This window comes from Pseudomonas fluorescens, assembly GCF_001648775.1.
Lineage (GTDB): Bacteria > Pseudomonadota > Gammaproteobacteria > Pseudomonadales > Pseudomonadaceae > Aquipseudomonas > Aquipseudomonas fluorescens_M.
In genome coordinates this window covers 72648-91939 of record NZ_LVEJ01000033.1, presented here as the reverse complement: position 1 = coordinate 91939, position 19292 = coordinate 72648, and the positions used below count along the sequence as shown (strand labels likewise).

Genomic DNA, 19292 nt, shown 5'->3' with positions numbered 1-19292 from the left:
CTGCATCTAAGGTTATGCCCAAACAATATTTCTCAACCTTGTCATAACAACCCTAAGATCACGTCATAACTCGTTATAACAAGCGATCCCGTGATGACCGATAACGTTCTCTCCCTCAGTAGCGTCCCGCTGCACACCCAACTGCGCGACGTCCTCCGCGCGCGCATTCTCGACGGCGAATACCCGCAAGACAGCCAGATGCCCTCCGAAAGCGAACTCGGCGCGTTGTTCAAAGTCAGCCGCATCACCGTGCGCCAAGCCTTGGGCGATCTGCAAAAGGAAGGGCTGATCTTCAAGATCCACGGCAAAGGCACCTTCGTCGCCAAGCCGAAAACCTTCCAGAACGTCAGCAGCCTGCAAGGCCTCGCCGAGTCCATGACCGGGCGTGGCTACGAGGTGATCAACCGCCTGCGCAGCTTCAAATTCATCCCGGCCGACAAGCGCGTCGCCGAACGTTTACAAGTTGCCGAAGGCGAAACCGTGGCGCAGATCAAACGTGTGCGGCTGATCAACCGTGAGCCGATCTCGCTGGAAATCACTTACCTGCCCAAAGCCGTCGGCGAGCGCCTGGAGAAGGCCGATCTGGTCACCCGCGACATCTTCCTGATCCTCGAAAACGACTGCGGCATCGCCCTCGGTCACGCCGATCTGGCCATCGACGCGGTGCTGGCCGACAGCGACCTGACCCAGGCGCTGAACGTCGAAGCCGGCTCGCCGATCATGCGCATCGAGCGTTTGACTCACGACGCGCAGGGCCAGCCGCTGGACTTCGAACACCTTTACTACCGTGGCGATGCGTTCCAGTACCGCCTGCGGATCGACCGGCAAAAAGAGGAGCAGGCATGACCCGCAACGTTCTCGAACAGGAATACGACATCGTCGTCATCGGCGGCGGCACCGCCGGGCCGATGGCCGCAATCAAGGCCAAAGAAAAGAACCGCGATCTGCGCGTGTTGCTGGTCGACAAGGCCAACGTCAAACGCAGCGGCGCGATCAGTATGGGCATGGACGGCCTGAACAACGCGATCATCCCCGGCCACTCGACGCCGGAGCAGTACACCAAGGAAATCACCATCGCCAACGATGGCATCGTCAATCAAGCCGCCGTTTACGCCTACGCGACCCACAGCTTCGAAACCATCGAACAGCTCGACCGTTGGGGCGTGAAGTTCGAGAAGGACGAAACCGGCGATTACGCAGTAAAAAAAGTCCACCACATGGGCGCCTACGTGCTGCCGATGCCGGAAGGGCACGACATCAAAAAAGTCCTCTATCGCCAGTTGAAACGTGCGCGGGTGAGCATCACCAATCGCCTCGTGTGCACGCGGTTGCTGACCGACGAGGAGGGCACCGTCAACGGGGTGATGGGCTTCGACTGCCGCACCGCCGACTTTCATGTGATCAAAGCCAAAGCGGTGATCCTTGCCTGCGGCGCCGCCGGACGACTCGGCCTGCCATCGTCGGGTTACTTGATGGGCACCTACGAAAACCCGACCAATGCTGGTGACGGCTACGCGATGGCCTATCACGCCGGCGCTGAACTGGCCAACCTCGAATGCTTCCAGATCAACCCGCTGATCAAGGATTACAACGGCCCGGCCTGCGCCTATGTCACCGGCCCGCTGGGCGGCTATACCGCCAACAACAAGGGCGAACGCTTCATCGAGTGCGACTACTGGAGCGGGCAGATGATGTGGGAATTCCACCAGGAACTGGAGAGCGGCAACGGTCCGGTGTTCCTCAAACTCGATCACCTGGCCGAGGAAACCATCCAGAACATCGAGGAAATTCTGCACAGCAACGAGCGCCCGAGTCGCGGCCAGTTCCACGCCAATCGTGGCACCGATTACCGCACGCAAATGGTCGAAATGCACATCTCCGAAATCGGTTTTTGCAGCGGTCACTCAGCTTCCGGTGTGTGGGTCAACGAGCGCGCCGAGACCTCGGTGAAAGGTTTGTACTCGGCGGGTGACATGGCTGCCGTGCCGCACAACTACATGCTCGGTGCGTTCACCTATGGCTGGTTCGCCGGGCACAACGCGGCGGACTTTGTCGCCGGACGCGAGTTCACCGAGCTGGATGGCGAGCAGATCGAAAAGGAAAAAGCCCGGGTCTACGCACCACTGGATCGCGAACACGGTCTGCCGCCGGCACAGGTCGAGTACAAACTGCGACGCTTCGTCAACGATTACCTGCAACCGCCGAAAGTCACCAAAAAAATGCAGATCGGCCTGCAACGTTTCAGCGACATCGAACGCGATCTCGAGCAGATGAAGGCCAACAACGCCCACGAACTGATGCGCGCGATGGAAACCAGCGTGATTCGCGACTGCGCCGAAATGGCCGCGCGCGCCTCGTTGTTCCGCGCCGAAAGCCGCTGGGGCCTGTACCACTATCGCGTCGATCACCCGCAACGCAACGACAGCGAGTGGTTTTGCCATTGTCATCTGAAGAAGGGCGATGACGGCCAGATGACCAGTTTCAAGAAAGCCGTCGAGCCCTACATCATCCCGCTCGATGCCGAGGAAATGCAGGCGTACGACCGCTTGCGGGTCGGCGCTTTTGCCGCTTGATACATCAATAAATCAAAGAGTCCGAACCATGGCCTATCAAGCTCAGGAAATCTTCTTTCGCTCCAACGCCCCCGTCACCGTGGACGAGGACAAATGCATCGCCGAAAAGGGCTGCACCGTGTGTGTCGACGTTTGCCCGATGGACTTGCTGGCGATCAACCCGGCGACGCAGAAGGCCTACATGGCGTTCGATGAATGCTGGTACTGCATGCCGTGCGAGAAGGATTGCCCGACGGGTGCCGTCAAGGTCGACATCCCCTATCTCCTGCGTTGAAACCCGGACCACTGTGGGAGCGAGCCTGCTCGCGAATGCGGTGGGTCATTGCGTAATGATGTCGACTGATACGCCGCTTTCGCGAGCAAGCTCGCTCCCACAGTGGATCGAGTTACTGCACAAATTGAATACGCCAGAAATCCTGTGGGAGCGAGCTTGCTCGCGAAGAGGCCACCCCAGACAACCCAAAGCCATCCGGAAAACCCCGGACGCTGAATTGAAAAACACCCCTCGTTTCCCACCGCGCCCTGATCGCGGCGGAGACGAACTCAAATAAATGATTCGAGGGGAAACAACCATGTTGCGTGCAGCAATCGCCGGTCTGGTACTGGCTTCGTTTACCGTCTCGGCCTCGGCCGAAACCATCCGCATCGCCATCGGCACCCAGGACACCACCATCAACTGCGCCGCCGGCGGCTTGTTGATTCGTGAACTCGGTCTGCTCGACAAATACCTGCCCCACGACGGCGCCTACAAAGACGCCAAGTACGACGTGCAGTGGAAGAACTTCACCAGCGGCGCACCGCTGACCAACGAGATGGTCGCCGGCAAACTCGACTTCGGCGCCATGGCCGATTTCCCCGGTGCGTTCAATGGTGTCGCGTTCGAAACCGCCGGCAAACACAGCCTGTTCATCAGCGTGCTGTCGGGCAGCATCAAGGGCAGCGGTAATGGCATCGTTGTGCCGAGCGCGTCGGGCGTGCAGGCGCTGAGCGAACTCAAGGGCAAGACCATTTCTGTGCCATTCGCTTCTACCGCGCACGGCATGTTGCTGCGTGCCGTGGCGGCGCAGGGCTGGGATCCGCTCAAGGACGTCAACATCATCGCCCAGCCACCGGAAGTCGCAGGCTCTGCGCTACAGGCCGGCAAGATCGACGCTCACGCCGATTTCGTGCCGTTCGCCGAACTGTTCCCGAGCCGTGGTTTCGCCCGCAAGATTTACGATGGCGCCCAGGCCAATGCGCCGACGTTCCACGGTGCGCTGGTCGATCAGGCGTATGCGAAGAAATACCCAGAGATTGTCGTCGCTTATCTGCGCGCCAGTATTGAGGCCAATCAACTGCTCGCCGCCGAGCCTGAGAAGTACAGCGAGCTGATCGCCAAAGTCACCGGTGTCGATGCTGAGGTGAATTACCTGTTCCACGGTCCGCTCGGCGTGCAGACCCGCGACCTGAGCTGGAAGCTGGAATATCGCCAGGCGGTCGGCACGGCTATCGATACGTTGAAGTTGCTGAAGAAGGCTGATCGCGGGCTCGATCTGAACAACTTCATTGACGATCAATACATCCGTGCGGCGTTCAAGGCATCGAATCTGGATTACACGGCGCAATTGGCCAATTACGCGCAGACGCCGTTGAAGGCTACGGATGCGGCGACGGGCAAAGCGATTACTGACGTTAGCCATGTTGCCGAGATTTGGGTGCGGGGCGAGGACAAGGTGCGCCAGTACGCGTCGGCGGAAGCAGCCTTTACTGCGCTGGCTGCTTTGAAGCAGGAAGGCAAAAACGTCCGTGCCGTGTATGCACAGGCCAGTGATAGCGGGATCAAGTTGCTCGCGGAGCAGGCTTGGTTTGCCAGTGATGGCAAGGGACGGTTGAGTGCGTTTTTGCTTAAGGGTCAGGCCCAGCAATATGCCTCGGCGCAGGGCGGCAAGGTTTTTGATTTTACTGATGCCACTACCCAATCCGTCGCTGCGCGATAAAAACAGATCAAGAGCCCCTCACCCTAGCCCTCTCCCGGAGGGAGAGGGGACTGATCGCGGTGTTTGGGCGAGGTACGCCGACTTGAAATACCGAGTTGAACTCAGGTTTTGAAAAGACGCTATCGAGCCGAACTCAGGTTTTGAAAGGCATGAAGATCGGCTCCCTTTCTGGCCGAACTCAGGTTTGCAAGCAACGAAGATTGGCTCCCTTTCTCCCTCGCCCCCCTTGGGGGGAGAGGGCTGGGGTGAGGGGGGAAAATATCAGCCACCACACAGATCCATAACCGGAAACCCGATCCATGAATTCACCCACCCTACGCTGGACATCAAGAGCCGCCTCACTGCTGCTCTGCCTGCTGTTCTGGCAACTCGCCGCCAGCCACCACTGGAACCTCGGCCTCATCACCTTCGCCAACGTGCCCACCCCTTTGGCCGTCATCGAAGCCGCACTCGGTTTGGGCGACTCCGGCAAGCTCTTGCAACACCTGACCGCCAGCCTCAGCCGCGTCTTCGCCGGTTACCTCGGCGCATTGCTCATCGGCATCGCCCTCGGTCTGGCCATCGGCCGCTCGAAATGGGCCGAAGACCTGCTGCTGCCCCCCCTGGAAGTCCTGCGCCCAATCCCCGCCGTCGCGTGGATCCCGCTGGCGATCCTGATGTTCCCGTCCTCCGAACTGTCGATGGTCTTCATCACCTTCACCGGCGCGCTGTTCCCGATCCTGCTCAACACCGTGCACGGCGTCGAAGGCGTCGACCCGCGCCTGATCGCCTCAGCGAAAAGCCTCGGGGCAGGGCGCCGCGCGATTCTGCTGGAGGTGATCCTGCCCGGCGCCGCGCCAAGCATCATCACGGGTCTGGCGATCGGCATGGGCACCTCGTGGTTCTGTCTCGTCACGGCGGAAATGATCTCCGGCCAGTTCGGTATCGGTTACTACACCTGGGAGTCCTACACGATTCAGAACTATGCCGACATCGTGGTCGGCATGCTGCTGATCGGTGTGTTGGGCATGGGCAGCAGTCTGCTGATCAAACGCCTCGGCGGGCTGTTCACGCCCTGGCATCGACCGCGAGGAAAAGCCTGATGAGCATGATGCAAACCCCGGAAGGGCGGATCGACATCCGCCAACTATCCATCGTCCTCGGCGCAGGGCGGGAAGCGTTCGAAGCGGTACGGGAACTCGATTGCCAGATCGAACCGGGCCAGTTCGTGTGCATTCTTGGTCCGTCCGGTTGCGGCAAGTCGACCTTGCTCGGTGCCTTGGCCGGGCATCTGAACGCGCATGCCGGCAGCCTGAAAGTCGATGGCGCGGCGGTGTCCGGTCCGTCACCGCAGCGCGGCATGGTGTTCCAGCACCACACGCTGTTTCCCTGGCGCACGGTGCGTGACAACGTCGCCTTCGGCCTGAAAATGCGTGGCATCGGCAAGGCCGAACGTCATCGCGCCGCCGACGATATCCTCAAACTGGTCGGCCTCGAAGGCTTCGCCGAACGCTGGCCCGATCAACTTTCCGGCGGCATGCAGCAACGGGTGGAAATCGCCCGAGTGCTGGTCAATCGCCCGCGCCTGTTGCTGATGGATGAGCCGTTCGGCGCGCTAGATGCCTTGACCCGGCTGAACATGCAGGAACTGCTGCTGGACATCTGGACGCGGATCCGCACCACCGTAGTCTTCGTTACCCATGACATCGACGAGGCGCTGTTCCTCGCCGATCGCTTGCTGGTGATGAGCGCGAGGCCGGGGCGAATCATCGAAGATTTGCGTCTGGATTTCGCCCGGCCACGCACCAGCGAGCTGGTCACCAGCCCTGAGTTCTCGCGCCTCAAGCGCCACTGCCTCGACCTGTTGCGTCACGACGATGACCGACCGCTGCCGCGCCTCAATCCGCTCGGTCTGCCTCCTGAAAACCCTTTGCCGCGATTTGCCCTATGACCTCTATTTTTGCTGTCACCGATAACGATGAAATCCTTACCCTGCAACCGCGCCTGACTGCTGAAGATGCTGGTGTGCGACGTATTGCGCTGATCGATCTGGCCGATCTCGAAGAGCCGGATGGCTTGCTCTGGCTGGTCGATCGCCTCGGCCAGGATCCCGCCGAGGAAGTCCGCGCCGAAGCCGCGCGGTTGCTGGAGGCCTGGGAAGATGCTGAGGTCGTGCAGGCCTTGTGCGAGGCGCTGACTGATCCGTCGCCCGCCGTGCAAGCCGCCGCCGCGCAGAGCTTGAGTCTGCTCAAGACTGAAGCAGCGGGGCGGGTGATTCTGCCGTGGACGAATCACGCCGACGTCAGCGTGCGCATCGCCGCATTCCGCGCCTTGCGTGAACTGCGTTTCGCCGATGCTGCGCCGGCCGCCGTCGCGGCATTGAACGATGCCGACGCCAGCGTTCGCCGTGAAGCGGTCGGCGTGCTCGGCTGGCTCAAACAACTCGACGCTTTGCCAGCCCTGGCGCGATTGGCCAGCGCCGACCCGGACACCGAAGTGCGCCGCGCTGCCACCGGAGCCCTGGGCCTGGCCTCCAGCGCCGAAGTCCTGCCAGCCCTGCGCCAGGCCTTGCAGGACAACGCCTGGCAAGTGCGCGAAGAAGCCGCGACAACCCTGGGCAAGGTCGGCCACATTGACGCGGGCTCAGCGCTGGTTGAAGCCTTGAGCGACGACTACTGGCAAGTGCGCCTGCGCGCCACCCGCAGTCTCGGTCGTTTGCAATTTGCCCCGGCACTGGACGCGCTGATCGACACCCTCGACCATCGCATCAGCAACCTGCGCAAAGAGGCCGCGCTGGCCTTGGGCGAGTTGAATGATCGCGGCGCCGTGGCCGCGTTGCAGGCCGCGCAGGACGACGGCGACCCGGAAGTGCGCAAAGCCGTGCGTATCGCCCTGAGTCAGCTGCAATGAACCCGCTGTCGGTGAGCAATTCGCAGAGCGAGCAGACGTTACGCCTGAACTGGCCGGATGGCCGTGAAACCCTGCTCAATCACGCCGAACTGCGCCGCCAGTGCCCGTGCTCGCAATGCCGCGCGTTTCGCCTCAAAGGCCTGACGCCCATGGTCGATGACCGCGTGCGCCTGATCGAACTCAACCCCCAGGGCTACGGCGTGCAACTGGTCTTCAGTGACGGCCACCAACGCGGCATCTACCCGTGGGCCTATCTGGCAAACCTCAGCTCTTAGGTTCACCAAAATCAACTGTGGGAGCGAGCTTGCTCGCGAAAGCGGTGGACCTGTCGACATCAGTTTTGACCGGCCTACCGTATTCGCGAGCAAGCTCGCTCCCACAGGGTTTTGCAGTGTCTTTTCGCTTATTGGGCGGCCGTCATTGAAGGCCGGCACCCATGAAAAATATCCAGCCCCGGCTCATACACCGACGTCTTCACCTCAAACAACCCCAGCACCGAATGAAACAGGTTGTCGTGGCTCAAATCCGCCTGCCCGGTCTTGCCTTGCAGACACCCACGATCAATCCCTTCACTCGCCAGCGTGCCGGCGCCAAACCACATCACCATCGGCACATGCGTCTGCGCTTCCGGCGCCAGCGCATACGGCGCCGCGTGCAGGTACAAACCGTTCTCACCCAGCGATTCGCCGTGATCGGAGACGTACAGCATCGAGGTATCCAGGGTGGCTTGATTGCGTTTTAGCAATTCGATGACCTTGGCGAGGAAATGGTCGGTGTAGAGAATGGTGTTGTCGTAGACGTTGACCAGTTCATCGCGGCTGCAACTGCCCAACTGGTTGGTGTGGCAAATCGGTTTGAAGCGCTCCATGTCTTTCGGATAGCGCTCGTAGTATTCCGGGCCGTGGCTGCCGTCCGCATGCAGGACGATGATCGCGTGGCCCTTGAGGCTGTCGATGTAGCTTTGCAGATCGGCCAGCAGCGCCTCGTCGAGGCAGTTGTTGCCGTCGCAGAATGGCCCTGGCTGTTTCTTCGAAATATCGCGATTGGGCACGCGCAGGCAGGTGCCTTTGCAGTCGCTGTTATTGTCCAGCCACAGCACTTGCACGCCGGCACGCTGGAGGATGTCGAGCAGGCCCTCGTAGGTTTTGCCTTTCTTGTCGCTGTAATCCTCACGCGGGAACATCGAGAACATGCACGGCACCGAGACCGCCGTCGACGTGCCGCAGGAATGCACCTGAGTGAAATTGAGGATGTCGAGTTTGCTCAGTTCCGGATTGGTCTCGCGTTCATAGCCGTTCAGCGAGAAGTGATCGGCGCGCGCGGTTTCACCGACCACAAACACCATCAGCGATTTCTTCTCGCGGCTCGCTGCCTTGGCGCTCATCACCGCGTCTTCGCCGATGGCCTGCACCACAAAGTGCTTTTTGATGCCCAGGCGTTGTTTGCTGTATTTGCTGATCGCGTAGATGTAGTTGGTCGGGTTGATGAAGTGGGTCAGCTTGTCTTCTTCGCGAAAGATCGGCGCGTAGGTCGAATAAAACGCGCCCACCGACGCGGCGATCACCAGCACACAGGCGACGATCACCAGAATCTTGTTGAGCAAACCACGAAAGAACGGCCGATAACTCACCGGCCAGCGCCAGATCAATGCCGCTGGCAACACGCCGAGCAACAGCAGGTAAGCCAGCAGTTTGCCGTTGAACAGCGCGGTGGCTTCGGCGGGATTGGTTTCGAAGACGTTCTGGATCATCACCGTGTCGATGGTGATGCCGTATTCGTTCATGAAATACGCGGCGCACGCCGAGAGCAGGGCGACCACGGTGAGTACCGGTTTCAGTATCCAGCGGAACGATACCAGGGTCAGCAGCAGGGTGATCGCCGCCCAAAGAAACAGCCCGAACGAGGCGAAAAACGCCACTTTTTGCGCGCCTTGCAGGGTGATCAGCGTGCCCAGCGCCTTCCAGGTCGCCAGGTTGTACAACGCCACCAGCGCCAGGGAAAACAGCAGCACCAGTCGGGTAGGAGTGATGGACGGTAAACGCAGTCCGTTGCCCAAAGCCATGTCAAACATTCCTCTACATGAATAGAAAACCACGCGGTTGCGCGGGTAACTGTAGAAGAACATTAGTAAAAAATTCGTAAACATCCTGTAACAACTACCGAGCTGGCTCACCCAATCAAAACTGTGGGAGCGAGCCTGCTCGCGAAGGCGATGTGTCAGTCAAGATTGATGGCGACTGTTCCACCGCTTTCGCGAGCAGGCTCGCTCCCACAGGTGAACGGCGTTTTTTCAGAAGGATTTGCTGACGCTGGCCACGACGGTGGCGGTGCAGACGTCTTTGAAGCCCCAATTGCTCAGGCACTGGGTTTGCGACAGATCGGTATCGATATAACTCAACCCCAACACCACCCCCGCCAGATTGTGGGTGACTTTGACTTCCCACTCCCGATAACTGTCCTCAGCCTGCCCGGACGCCGAGTACAAATGCGCATCCTTGAAATCCATATTGCCGTAACGCAACTTCAATCCTGAGTCGTACGGCAACTCGGTTTCATAACCGATGTAGCTGTACAGCGAACTCTGTTTGCTATCGATCCCCGGCGCATCGCTGGAGTAATACGCCGCCAGTTTCACCCCGTACACGCCGAGAATCCCGTAGACCTCGCTCTGGTTGAACTGGCTTTCCTTGGGGTAGGCGTACTTGATGTAACCCAGATCGAGGCTGACCGCCTCGGTCGCCTGCCACAGCCAGCCGCCGTAGTAATCGACTTCCTGCCGGGTTTTCAGGCCACCGCCGAAATCGACGTTGGAACTCCAGGCGCCGAGGTACAAGCCGCTGCTGTGCGCGAGGGTCAGACCGGCCTGCACGGCAGGGTCATTCTGGGTTTGTGAAATGCCACGGGTGCGGTAATCGCTGGCCAGATTCAGGTCCACCACCAGCGCAAAGTCATCGTTCAAAGGAATCGCAAAACTGCTCAACGGCAGTACGCTCAAGAAACTCAGGGCGAACAGGGGCAAGGCTTTCATGTGAAGTCCCGATGTTGTGATTATTTTTGGGCAGTACGAAAACTGTGGAGGGAATGCAATTTCAGCCACCCTCACAGACCCTGTGGGAGCGAGCTTGCTCGCGAAGGCGGTGGGTCAGTCAGTGAAGATGTTGAATGGACTGGCCTCTTCGCGAGCAAGCTCGCTCCCACAGGGTGGGATGGTTGTTGCTATTTTGTGGCGGTGTAGACCTGACGGCCGCCGAACCAGGTTTGCAGGACCTGGGTGTCATGCAGGGCCTTGTTGTCGACGCTGAACACGTCACGATCGAGGACGATAAAGTCCGCCTGCTTACCCGGCGTCAGCGAGCCGATCTGTTTTTCCAGGCCAATCGTGCGCGCCGCATTAACGGTGTAGGCATAAAACATGGTGTCGCGATCCAGACGTTCATCGGCATTGAGCACGCCCAACGGCCCGACGCGGGTGATCGCCTGCGCCATGGCGTTGAACGGATTCGGCGTCGACACCGGCCAGTCACTCGCGCCGGCAATCGTCGCGCCCTGTTTCAGCAGCGAATGCGCCGGGTACTGATAGCGAAAGGCGAGGGCGCTGACGTAGGGCTTGATCATGTCGGTGGTGTAGTCGTCGGCGCTGGCCCACAGCAATTGCATCGAGGCGATGACGTTGAGCGGTTTGAAACGGGCAAACTCTTTCGGGTTGACCATTTGCAAGTGAGTGATCGAGTGGGTCACGCCGCTCTGGCGATCCTTGCGTGCCTGGGCGATGCCGTTCAGCGACTCACGCACGGCGCGGTCGCCGATCGCGTGGATATGCACCAGCCAGCCGCGCTGGTCGATGGCGCTGACCAGTTCGCCGAAATGCTGCGGGTCGATCAGCAGTTCACCCTGTTTGTGCGAGTTGCTGTAGGGGTCGATCATCGCCGCGCTTTGCGCCGGGAATTCGATTACGCCGTCGGCGAAAATCTTGATGCCGGGCAGGGTCAGGTTGGGAATGCCCTGAAATTGCTGGCGGACCTTGTCCAGCGTGTCGAGGTCGGCGGGAACACTTTTTGGGTTGGCCACCAGCAGCGCGGTGACGTGCACGCTCATGTCGCCGCTTTCCGACAGCGCTTTATAGGCCGGCAACACGCCGACAGTTTTCTCGGTGGGCTTGAGGGCGAACACCGCTTCGCCCGGCGCAGCATTGGCCGCCGGGTCCATCCACGCGGTGATGCCGAGGCTGTTGTTGTAGCGCACCGCGGATTTTGCGGCCTTCAACATGTCGGCGGGGCTTGGCACCGGCATTTTCGAGGCGACCCGGTCCCAACCGGCATCGACCACAAAACCGTTCGGCTCACCGCTGGCGAGTTTGCCGATGGTGTCTTTTTCCGCGTCGGGCAGGGTTTTCAGCAGGGCCGAATCAATCCCTGCGCGCTTGAGCATCACATTGTTGGCCCACGCGGTGTGGTGGTCGCTGCCGATAAACACCACTGGCACGCTGGCCCATTCGCCGCTGTTGAAGGTTTTGCCCAAGGCTTCGGCTTGCGCCCAGTAAGCCGAACTCATGCCGGCGATGCTCAGCACATCGCCGTGTTTGGCCTTGCCGTCTTCGCGCCAGTCGCGCAAGCGTTTTTGCAGCTCGTCGAGGGCGACGACTTCGTCTTCCATGTTCGCCGAGACCATTTCCAGTCCACCGAAAATCGCGTGGGAATGGCTGTCGATCAGGCCGGGCATCAGCGCTTTGCCCTTGAGGTCGATCACTTGAGTACCGGGTTCGATCAAGGCCTTGATCTGCGCGTCGGTGCCGACTTTCAGCACTTTGCCGTTCTCTACGGCCAGCGCCTGCACCTTCGGTTGCGCGCGGTCGGCGGTGAAAATCTTGCCGTTGAGCAGCACCAGATCGGTGGCGGCCATGGCTTCCATCGAGGCAAAACTTACGGCGAGTACCAACAGCTTCGGGATGAATCTTTTCATTGAAGATTTCCTTGTTATTGCGTCTGATGGCGAGATTAGTGGCTGGCAGCGGCTGACAGAACGCCTCCCTCACGAAAAACGTTTTTGCCTGAATGGAAAAAGCATGGACAAGTTGGGTGCATTGAAAATGTTCGTGGTCACCGCGCAGCTGGGCAGTTTCAGCCGCGCCGCCGAGCAGTTGGGCAAGACCCCGTCGGCGCTGACCAAAGCGGTCAATCACCTGGAATCGGAGCTCGGCGCACGGCTGTTCGAGCGCAGCACGCGGCGGATTCTGCTCACCGAAATCGGCCGGGTGTACCTGGAAACCGCGCGGCTGGTGTTGCAGCGGCTGGACGAGGCCAGCGAGGAAATCGAGCAGTTGCAGCACGGCTTGCGCGGCAGCCTGAAAATCACCGCGCCGCTGGCGTATGGGCGGGCGTTTCTCGATCAGGTGTGTGACGGCTTTTTGCAGCAATACCCGCAGATCAGTTTGCAAGTGGACCTGTGCGATGCCTTCGTCAATCTGCTGGAAAGTGGCTACGACCTGGCGTTGCGTGAGGGCCACGATGATTTGCCGGGCCTGATTGCGCGGGTGGTCGGCAGCAATCGCCTGGCCTTGTGCGGCAGCCCCGAGTACCTCGCGCGCAAGGGCTTGCCGGTCAATCCGCAAACCCTTGAACAGCATGAGTGGCTGCTTTATCAGCACCCGTTGCTCAGCCGCGAATTCTGGTGGGCCGAGCGTGACGGCCAGCGTTTGAGCCTGGCGCAACCGGCGAATCCGCTGTTGCGCAGTGACAATTACGACTTGCTGCTGGCCAGTGCTCTGGCCGGGCGCGGTTTGCTGCACACGCCGCTATGGAGCGCCGCGCCGTACATCGCCGACGGGCGACTGGTGCGGGTCATGGCCGATTACGAGATTGATCCGGACACCTTCGGCCCGCACATTCTCGCGGTCTACCCGAGTCATCGCCGGGCCACGGCCAAGGTCGTTGCGTTCATCGATTACATCGCAGCATTTCTCGCCGAACGCGGCTTGAGCTGACTGGCGGCGCTTGTCAGGAAAATCCTACAGGAGTACAAATGTACTCCATGACCAATCTGACTCCCCGCCGTACCGCCATCCTGACGTTTATCCGCGATCGCATCGCCGAACACGGTCAGCCCCCAAGCCTCGCTGAAATCAGCGAGGCTTTTGGTTTTGCCTCGCGCAGCGTGGCGCGCAAGCACGTGCTCGCGCTCACCGAAGCCGGGTTTATCGAGGTCAACCCGCATCAGGCCCGCGGCATTCGCCTGCTCGGGCAACCGCCACGCCCGGAACTGCTCGATATCCCTGTGCTCGGCCGTGTCGCTGCCGGTGCGCCGATTGGCGCCGATGCCGACATCCATAGCCGCTTGCTGCTCGACCCGGCGCTGTTCTCGCGCACGCCCGATTACATGCTGCGGGTGCAGGGCGATTCGATGATCGAAGACGGCATTCTCGACGGCGATCTGGTCGGCGTGCGGCGCAATCCCGAGGCGCTCAACGGCCAGATCGTCGTGGCGCGGCTCGACGGTGAAGTCACCATCAAACGCTTCGAACGGCTCGGCGATGAAGTGCGGCTGTTGCCGCGCAACCCGGCGTATCGGCCGATTGTCGTGCGCGACGATCAGGACCTGGCCATCGAAGGCGTGTTCTGTGGTCTGGTGAGGCAAGGCTGATGGGCGCCGTCGTTGCGTTGGATACGCTGTTCAATGGCGGCCAGGTCTGGAAGGGCCGGCCTGCGCCACCCGCCGCCAGTCCGCAACCGACCGGGCACGCCGCGCTGGACGCGGCATTGCCCAGCGGTGGCTGGCCGGAAGCGGCGTTGAGCGAAATCCTCTTGGCTGGCCCCGGTGTTGGCGAGTTGCAACTGGTCTGGCCGACGCTGGCGCGGTTGTCAGCCGCGGGCGAGCGCATTGTGCTGGTGGCGCCACCCTTCGTGCCGTACCCGCAGGCGTGGGAAAACGCCGGGGTCGATCTGCGCCAGTTGTCGGTGATCCACGCCAGCGAGCGCGATGCCTTGTGGGCGGCCGAACAGTGTTTACGCTCCGGCAGTTGCGGCGCGGTGCTGTGCTGGCCGCACAAGGCCGATGACCGCGCGTTGCGCCGCTTGCAGGTGGCGGCGGAAACCGGCCAGACCCTGGCATTCGCCTGGCGGCCGTTGAGCGAAGCGGTCAACCCATCACCGGCGGCGCTGCGCATTGCCATCGACGCCAAACCTGCGCAGTTGCGTGTGCTCAAGTGCCGTGGCGGGCTCGCGCGTGCGGCGCCGATTGCCTTTGCCGTGGGGCACTGAGGTCGCCATGCGCTGGGTGTGTATTCTGTTTCCGCAATTGGCCCTCGACGCCGTGCTGCGTCAGCGTCCCGATCCCGATGAGCCATTGGTGCTGCTCAACGGCCCGGCCCAGCGCCGTGTGCTGCAAGCGGTCAACCCGGCGGCGCGCAAACTCGGTTTGCGTCCCGGCCAGTCGATGACCGCTGCGCAGGCGATGAGCAAAGGTTTCGCCACCGCTGATTACGAGGCTGCCGAGGTCGAACACTGGCAGCAGTTTCTTGCCGCGTGGGCCTACCGTTTCAGCGCGCAAGTCAGCGTGCATTACCCGCGCGCCGTAGTGTTCGAGATCGAGTCCAGCCTTGGGCTGTTTGGTTCCTGGGCGCAGTTCGAAGCACGCCTGCGCAAGGAACTGACCGAGCTGGGTTTTCGCCATCGCATCGTTGCCGCACCGAATCCGGTGGCGGCGCGGGTGCTGGCCAACGCCTATGACGGCTTGGTGGTGCCGGACGGCGAGGCCTTGCAGCATCACCTCGGCCAGTTGCCCGTCGACCGCGTCGGTCTGGAACCGGCAGTGGCCACAGCGTTGTCGCGCATGGGCCTGCGTAACCTCAGTCAGGTGCAGAGCCTGCCGCGTCAGGCGCTGGCCCGGCGTTTCGAGGCGCAGATGCTCAAACACCTCGACACCCTGTTCGGTGCGCGGCCGTTGGCGCTTGAGTTTTACTTGCCGCCGGATCGTTTTGATGTACGCATCGAGCTGAATTTCGACGTGCAATCGCATCAGGCACTATTGTTCCCGTTACGGCGTTTGACCGGCGATCTGTCGGCGTTCCTCTGCGGGCGTGACAGCGGCGTACAGCGTTTCGACCTGCATCTGGAACACGCCGGGTTGCCGGACAGTGTGATCAAGGTCGGCCTGCTCAGCGCCGAACGTGATCCGGCGATGCTCTTCGAACTGGCGCGTGGACGCCTGGAGCAAGTGCAGGTCGAGGCGCCCGTGCGCGGCTTTCGTCTGCGTGCTGAGGATCTGCCGAGTTTCGTCCCGCAGTTTCAGGAATTGTTCGATGACCGTCCGCAACAGACCTTGCCGTGGGAGCAATTGCGCGAACGCTTGCGTGCACGCTTGGGCGATGACGCCGTGCAAGGGCTGCGCTTTCAGGCTGATCATCGTCCGGAGTGCGCGTGGCAGCACGGCGTGGATAAACAACGCTGCAGCGGGTTGCCGAGCGTGCAGCGTCCGGGCTGGCTGCTCGGCGAGCCGCAAAGCGTGGTGGAAGGTTCGGCGCGGATTCTCATGGGCCCGGAGCGCATCGAATCGGGCTGGTGGGACGGTGACGATGTGCGCCGCGATTATTACCTGATCCAGAACCGCGCCGGCCAACAAGGCTGGGCTTATCGCGCGGTGGGTGAGGGCGGTCCGTTGTGGCTGCAGGGCTGGTTTGCATGAACGATGGCTATGCCGAACTGCACTGCTTGTCGAACTTCAGTTTCCAGCGCGGTGCGTCCAGTGCGCTGGAGCTGTTCCAGCGCGCGAAAAAGCACGGCTATCAGGCATTGGCGATCACCGATGAATGCACGCTGGCCGGGATCGTCCGCGCCTGGCAGGCAGCGAAATCGGTTGAGCTGCCGCTGATCATCGGCAGCGAAATCCGTGTCGAAAACGGCCCGAAGCTGCTGTTGCTGGTGGAGAATCTGGCGGGCTATCAGGCGCTGTGCGGCTTGATCACCCGCGCGCGGCGGCGCACGCAAAAAGGTCAGTATCAGGTGCTGCGCGAGGACTTCGACGAAGCGCTGCCGGGATTGCTGGTGTTGTGGGTGCCGGACTCGCTTGATCAGGTGGAAGAGGGCCGTTGGCTGCGGCAGACCTTCGGCGAACGCCTGTGGCTGGCGGTGCAGTTGCATCGCGGCCAGGACGATCAGCAGCGGCTGGCGGCGTTGTTGGGGCTGGCCGCCGAGTTGCAGATTCCGGCGGTGGCCAGCGGTGATGTGCACATGCATGCCCGTGGCCGGCGCGCCTTGCAGGACACCATGACCGCGATCCGCCATCACGTGCCGGTGGCCGAAGCCGGGCTGCGTTTGCACCCCAATGGCGAGCGGCATTTGCGCAGCGTCGAGGTGTTGCGCGAGTTGTATCCGCAGGCCTTGCTGGATGAGTCGGTGAGTCTGGCCCGACGCTGTACGTTTGATCTGGGCGAGTTGCGTTATCAATACCCCAAAGAACTGGTGCCGGAGGGGCACAGCGCTAGTTCCTGGTTGCGTCATCTGACCGAAGAAGGCATCGCCTGGCGTTGGCCCAAAGGCCCGCAAGCGAAAGTGCTCAAGCAGATCGACGATGAACTGCAACTGATCGCCGAACTCGGCTACGAAAGCTACTTCCTCACCGTGCATGACGTGGTGCGCTTCGCCCGTGACCAGCAGATTCTGTGTCAGGGCCGTGGTTCGGCGGCCAACTCGGCGGTGTGTTTTGCCTTGGGCATCACCGAAATCGACCCGGATCGCACCACGCTGCTGTTCGAACGCTTCATGTCCAAGGAGCGCAACGAGCCGCCGGACATCGATGTCGACTTCGAACACGAACGCCGCGAAGAAGTCCTGCAATACGTGTTTCGTCGTTACGGTCGTGGTCGGGCGGCGCTGACCGCGGTGGTCAGCACCTACCACGCTGCCGGTGCGGTGCGCGACGTGGCCAAGGCCTTGGGCCTGCCGCCGGATCAGATCAACGCATTGGCTGATTGCTGCGGCCACTGGAGCGATGAAACGCCGCCGGTCGAGCGTCTGCTCGAGGGCGGCTTCGACCCGGAAAGTCCGGTGTTGCGGCGGGTGCTGAGTCTGACCGGGCAACTGATCGGTTTCCCCCGGCACCTGTCGCAACACCCCGGTGGCTTCGTGATTTCCGAGCAGCCGCTGGACACGCTGGTGCCGGTCGAGAACGCCGCCATGGCCGAGCGCACGATCATCCAGTGGGACAAGGACGACCTCGACGCGGTCGGCCTGCTCAAGGTGGATATCCTCGCCCTCGGCATGCTCAGCGCAATTCGCCGTTGCTTCGATTTGCTGCGCCGTCATCGCAATCTCGATCTGAGTCTTGCGACGATTCCGGCTGAAGACAAACCGACCTACGACATGATCAGTCGCGCCGACACCATCGGCGTGTTCCAGATCGAGTCCCGTGCTCAGATGTCGATGCTGCCACGCCTGAAACCGGCGAAGTTCTATGACCTGGTGATTGAGGTGGCGATTGTCCGGCCGGGGCCGATTCAGGGCGGGATGGTCCATCCGTACCTGCGCCGGCGGAATAAAGAAGAAAAAGAAACCTATCCGTCGCCGGAGCTGGAAGTGGTGCTCAAACGTACCCTCGGCGTGCCGCTGTTTCAGGAACAGGTGATGCAGATCGCCATTGTCGCCGCCGACTACAGCCCCGGCGAGGCCGACCAATTGCGCCGCTCGATGGCCGCGTGGAAACGCCATGGCGGGCTGGAGCCGCACAAGGAACGCCTCGCCGCCGGCATGAAGAAAAACGGCTACACGCCGGAGTTCGCCGCGCAGATTTTCGAGCAGATCAAAGGTTTCGGCAGCTACGGTTTTCCCGAATCCCACGCCGCCAGTTTCGCCTTGCTGACCTACGCCAGTTGCTGGCTCAAGTGCCACGAACCGGCGGCGTTCGCCTGTGCGCTGATCAACAGCTGGCCAATGGGTTTCTACAGCCCGGACCAGATTCTCCAGGACGCACGTCGACATCAGTTGCAGATCCGCCCGGTCGACGTGCGCGCCAGTGACTGGGATTGCAGCCTGGAAACCACCACGGCGGCGCAACCGGCGATTCGCATGGGCCTGCGCATGATCAAGGGCTTTCGCGAGGACGATGCCCGGCGCATCGAGGCGGCGCGGGCGCGCGGGGCGTTTGCCGATGTTGCCGATCTGGGCGAACGCGCCGCGCTCGACAGTCGGGCACAGGCGTTGCTGGCTGATTCTGGAGCATTGCGCGGTTTGGCCGGGCATCGGCATCGGGCGCGCTGGGAGGTCGCCGGGGTGCAGAAACAACTGGGGCTGTTTGCCGGGTTGCCCAGTCAGGAAGAGCCGGACGTGGTGCTGCCCAAACCGAGTGTCGGGGAGGATCTGCACGCGGACTACACCACGATTGGCACCACGTTGGGCCCGCATCCGCTGGCGTTGTTGCGCGGTGAGCTGAAGGCGCGGCGCTGTCGCAGCTCGCAGGAATTGCTCGACGTCGAGCACGGCCGGCCGGTGAGCGTTGCCGGGTTGGTCACCGGACGGCAACGACCGGGCACTGCCAGCGGTGTGACCTTTGTGACCCTGGAAGACGAGTTCGGCAACGTCAACGTGGTGGTCTGGCGCGATCTGGCCGAGCGTCAGCGGCAGGTGCTGGTCGGCTCGCAATTGCTCAAGGTCGATGGCCGCTGGGAGCGCGAAGGCGAAGTGCGCCACCTGATCGCCGGGCGTCTGAGCGACCTCAGCCCGTTGCTCAATGGCATCCGCGTACAGAGCCGCGATTTCCACTGATCCCTTTCCCAAGCCAAACACAAAACCAAGTCAGACACAAAACCCTGTGGGAGCGAGCTTGCTCGCGAAGGCGGTGCTTGAGCCAAATATTCGTTGAATGACGA

Annotated in this window: 16 protein-coding genes; 13 read left to right on the top strand and 3 right to left on the bottom strand. The window is 61.5% G+C overall.

Features of this window, described 5'->3' with window-relative positions; genetic code table 11:
- Positions 1 to 93: 93 nt before the first annotated feature.
- The 8 genes from A8O26_RS26905 (at position 94) to A8O26_RS26870 (ending at position 7713) form a co-directional block, all read left to right on the top strand.
- Positions 94 to 846: a GntR family transcriptional regulator gene (locus A8O26_RS26905; RefSeq protein WP_064120664.1), complete on the top strand. Its 753-nt coding sequence runs from the start codon at positions 94 to 96 to the stop codon at positions 844 to 846.
- Positions 843 to 2573, top strand: coding sequence for a fumarate reductase/succinate dehydrogenase flavoprotein subunit (locus A8O26_RS26900; RefSeq protein ID WP_064120663.1), 1731 nt, complete (start codon positions 843 to 845; stop codon positions 2571 to 2573). Before A8O26_RS26905 ends, A8O26_RS26900 begins: the two co-directional genes overlap by 4 nt.
- 28 nt (positions 2574 to 2601) lie before the next feature.
- Positions 2602 to 2847, top strand: coding sequence for a 4Fe-4S dicluster domain-containing protein (locus A8O26_RS26895; RefSeq protein ID WP_003225615.1), 246 nt, complete (start codon positions 2602 to 2604; stop codon positions 2845 to 2847).
- Between the two features lie 298 nt (positions 2848 to 3145).
- Complete coding sequence (locus A8O26_RS26890; RefSeq protein ID WP_064120662.1) at positions 3146 to 4549, top strand: ABC transporter substrate-binding protein; 1404 nt, start codon at positions 3146 to 3148, stop codon at positions 4547 to 4549.
- A 299-nt stretch (positions 4550 to 4848) separates the two neighbouring features.
- Positions 4849 to 5631 carry an ABC transporter permease gene (locus A8O26_RS26885; RefSeq protein WP_064120661.1) on the top strand — a complete coding sequence of 261 codons (783 nt, stop codon included), beginning with the start codon at positions 4849 to 4851 and terminating at the stop codon, positions 5629 to 5631.
- Complete coding sequence (locus A8O26_RS26880) at positions 5631 to 6479, top strand: ABC transporter ATP-binding protein (protein ID WP_064120660.1); 849 nt, start codon at positions 5631 to 5633, stop codon at positions 6477 to 6479. The genes A8O26_RS26885 and A8O26_RS26880 overlap by 1 nt, the downstream gene beginning before the upstream one ends.
- Complete coding sequence (locus A8O26_RS26875; protein ID WP_064120659.1) at positions 6476 to 7438, top strand: HEAT repeat domain-containing protein; 963 nt, start codon at positions 6476 to 6478, stop codon at positions 7436 to 7438. The genes A8O26_RS26880 and A8O26_RS26875 overlap by 4 nt, the downstream gene beginning before the upstream one ends.
- Complete coding sequence (locus A8O26_RS26870) at positions 7435 to 7713, top strand: DUF971 domain-containing protein (protein ID WP_064120658.1); 279 nt, start codon at positions 7435 to 7437, stop codon at positions 7711 to 7713. The genes A8O26_RS26875 and A8O26_RS26870 overlap by 4 nt, the downstream gene beginning before the upstream one ends.
- A gap of 128 nt (positions 7714 to 7841) precedes the next feature.
- On the opposite strand, the gene A8O26_RS26865 is transcribed toward A8O26_RS26870, so the two are convergent.
- From A8O26_RS26865 to A8O26_RS26855, 3 genes are all read right to left on the bottom strand, one after another.
- Positions 7842 to 9500 (bottom strand): phosphoethanolamine transferase, encoded by a 1659-nt coding sequence (locus A8O26_RS26865; RefSeq protein WP_064120657.1) that lies wholly within the window; start codon positions 9498 to 9500, stop codon positions 7842 to 7844.
- A gap of 228 nt (positions 9501 to 9728) precedes the next feature.
- The gene (locus tag A8O26_RS26860) at positions 9729 to 10466 is read right to left on the bottom strand and encodes a TorF family putative porin (RefSeq protein ID WP_064120656.1); all 738 of its coding nucleotides are present in this window, start codon (positions 10464 to 10466) and stop codon (positions 9729 to 9731) included.
- 188 nt (positions 10467 to 10654) lie between these two features.
- A complete protein-coding gene (locus tag A8O26_RS26855; RefSeq protein WP_064120655.1) occupies positions 10655 to 12397 on the bottom strand; it encodes an amidohydrolase in 1743 nt (580 codons plus the stop codon).
- A gap of 103 nt (positions 12398 to 12500) precedes the next feature.
- On the opposite strand from A8O26_RS26855, the gene A8O26_RS26850 reads away from it, so the two are divergent.
- From A8O26_RS26850 to A8O26_RS26830, 5 genes are read left to right on the top strand one after another with little or no spacing between them, the layout of a single operon-like run.
- Positions 12501 to 13418: a LysR family transcriptional regulator gene (locus tag A8O26_RS26850; RefSeq protein WP_064120654.1), complete on the top strand. Its 918-nt coding sequence runs from the start codon at positions 12501 to 12503 to the stop codon at positions 13416 to 13418.
- A gap of 38 nt (positions 13419 to 13456) precedes the next feature.
- A complete protein-coding gene (gene lexA, locus A8O26_RS26845; RefSeq protein ID WP_064120653.1) occupies positions 13457 to 14074 on the top strand; it encodes a transcriptional repressor LexA in 618 nt (205 codons plus the stop codon).
- Entirely contained in the window at positions 14074 to 14691 is a 618-nt protein-coding gene (gene imuA / locus A8O26_RS26840; protein WP_064120652.1) for a translesion DNA synthesis-associated protein ImuA, read from the top strand. Before lexA ends, imuA begins: the two co-directional genes overlap by 1 nt.
- A gap of 7 nt (positions 14692 to 14698) precedes the next feature.
- Positions 14699 to 16114, top strand: a complete 1416-nt coding sequence (locus A8O26_RS26835; protein ID WP_064120651.1) for a Y-family DNA polymerase — start codon at positions 14699 to 14701, stop codon at positions 16112 to 16114.
- Entirely contained in the window at positions 16090 to 19188 is a 3099-nt protein-coding gene (locus A8O26_RS26830; protein ID WP_216637716.1) for an error-prone DNA polymerase, read from the top strand. The genes A8O26_RS26835 and A8O26_RS26830 overlap by 25 nt, the downstream gene beginning before the upstream one ends.
- Positions 19189 to 19292: the final 104 nt, after the last annotated feature.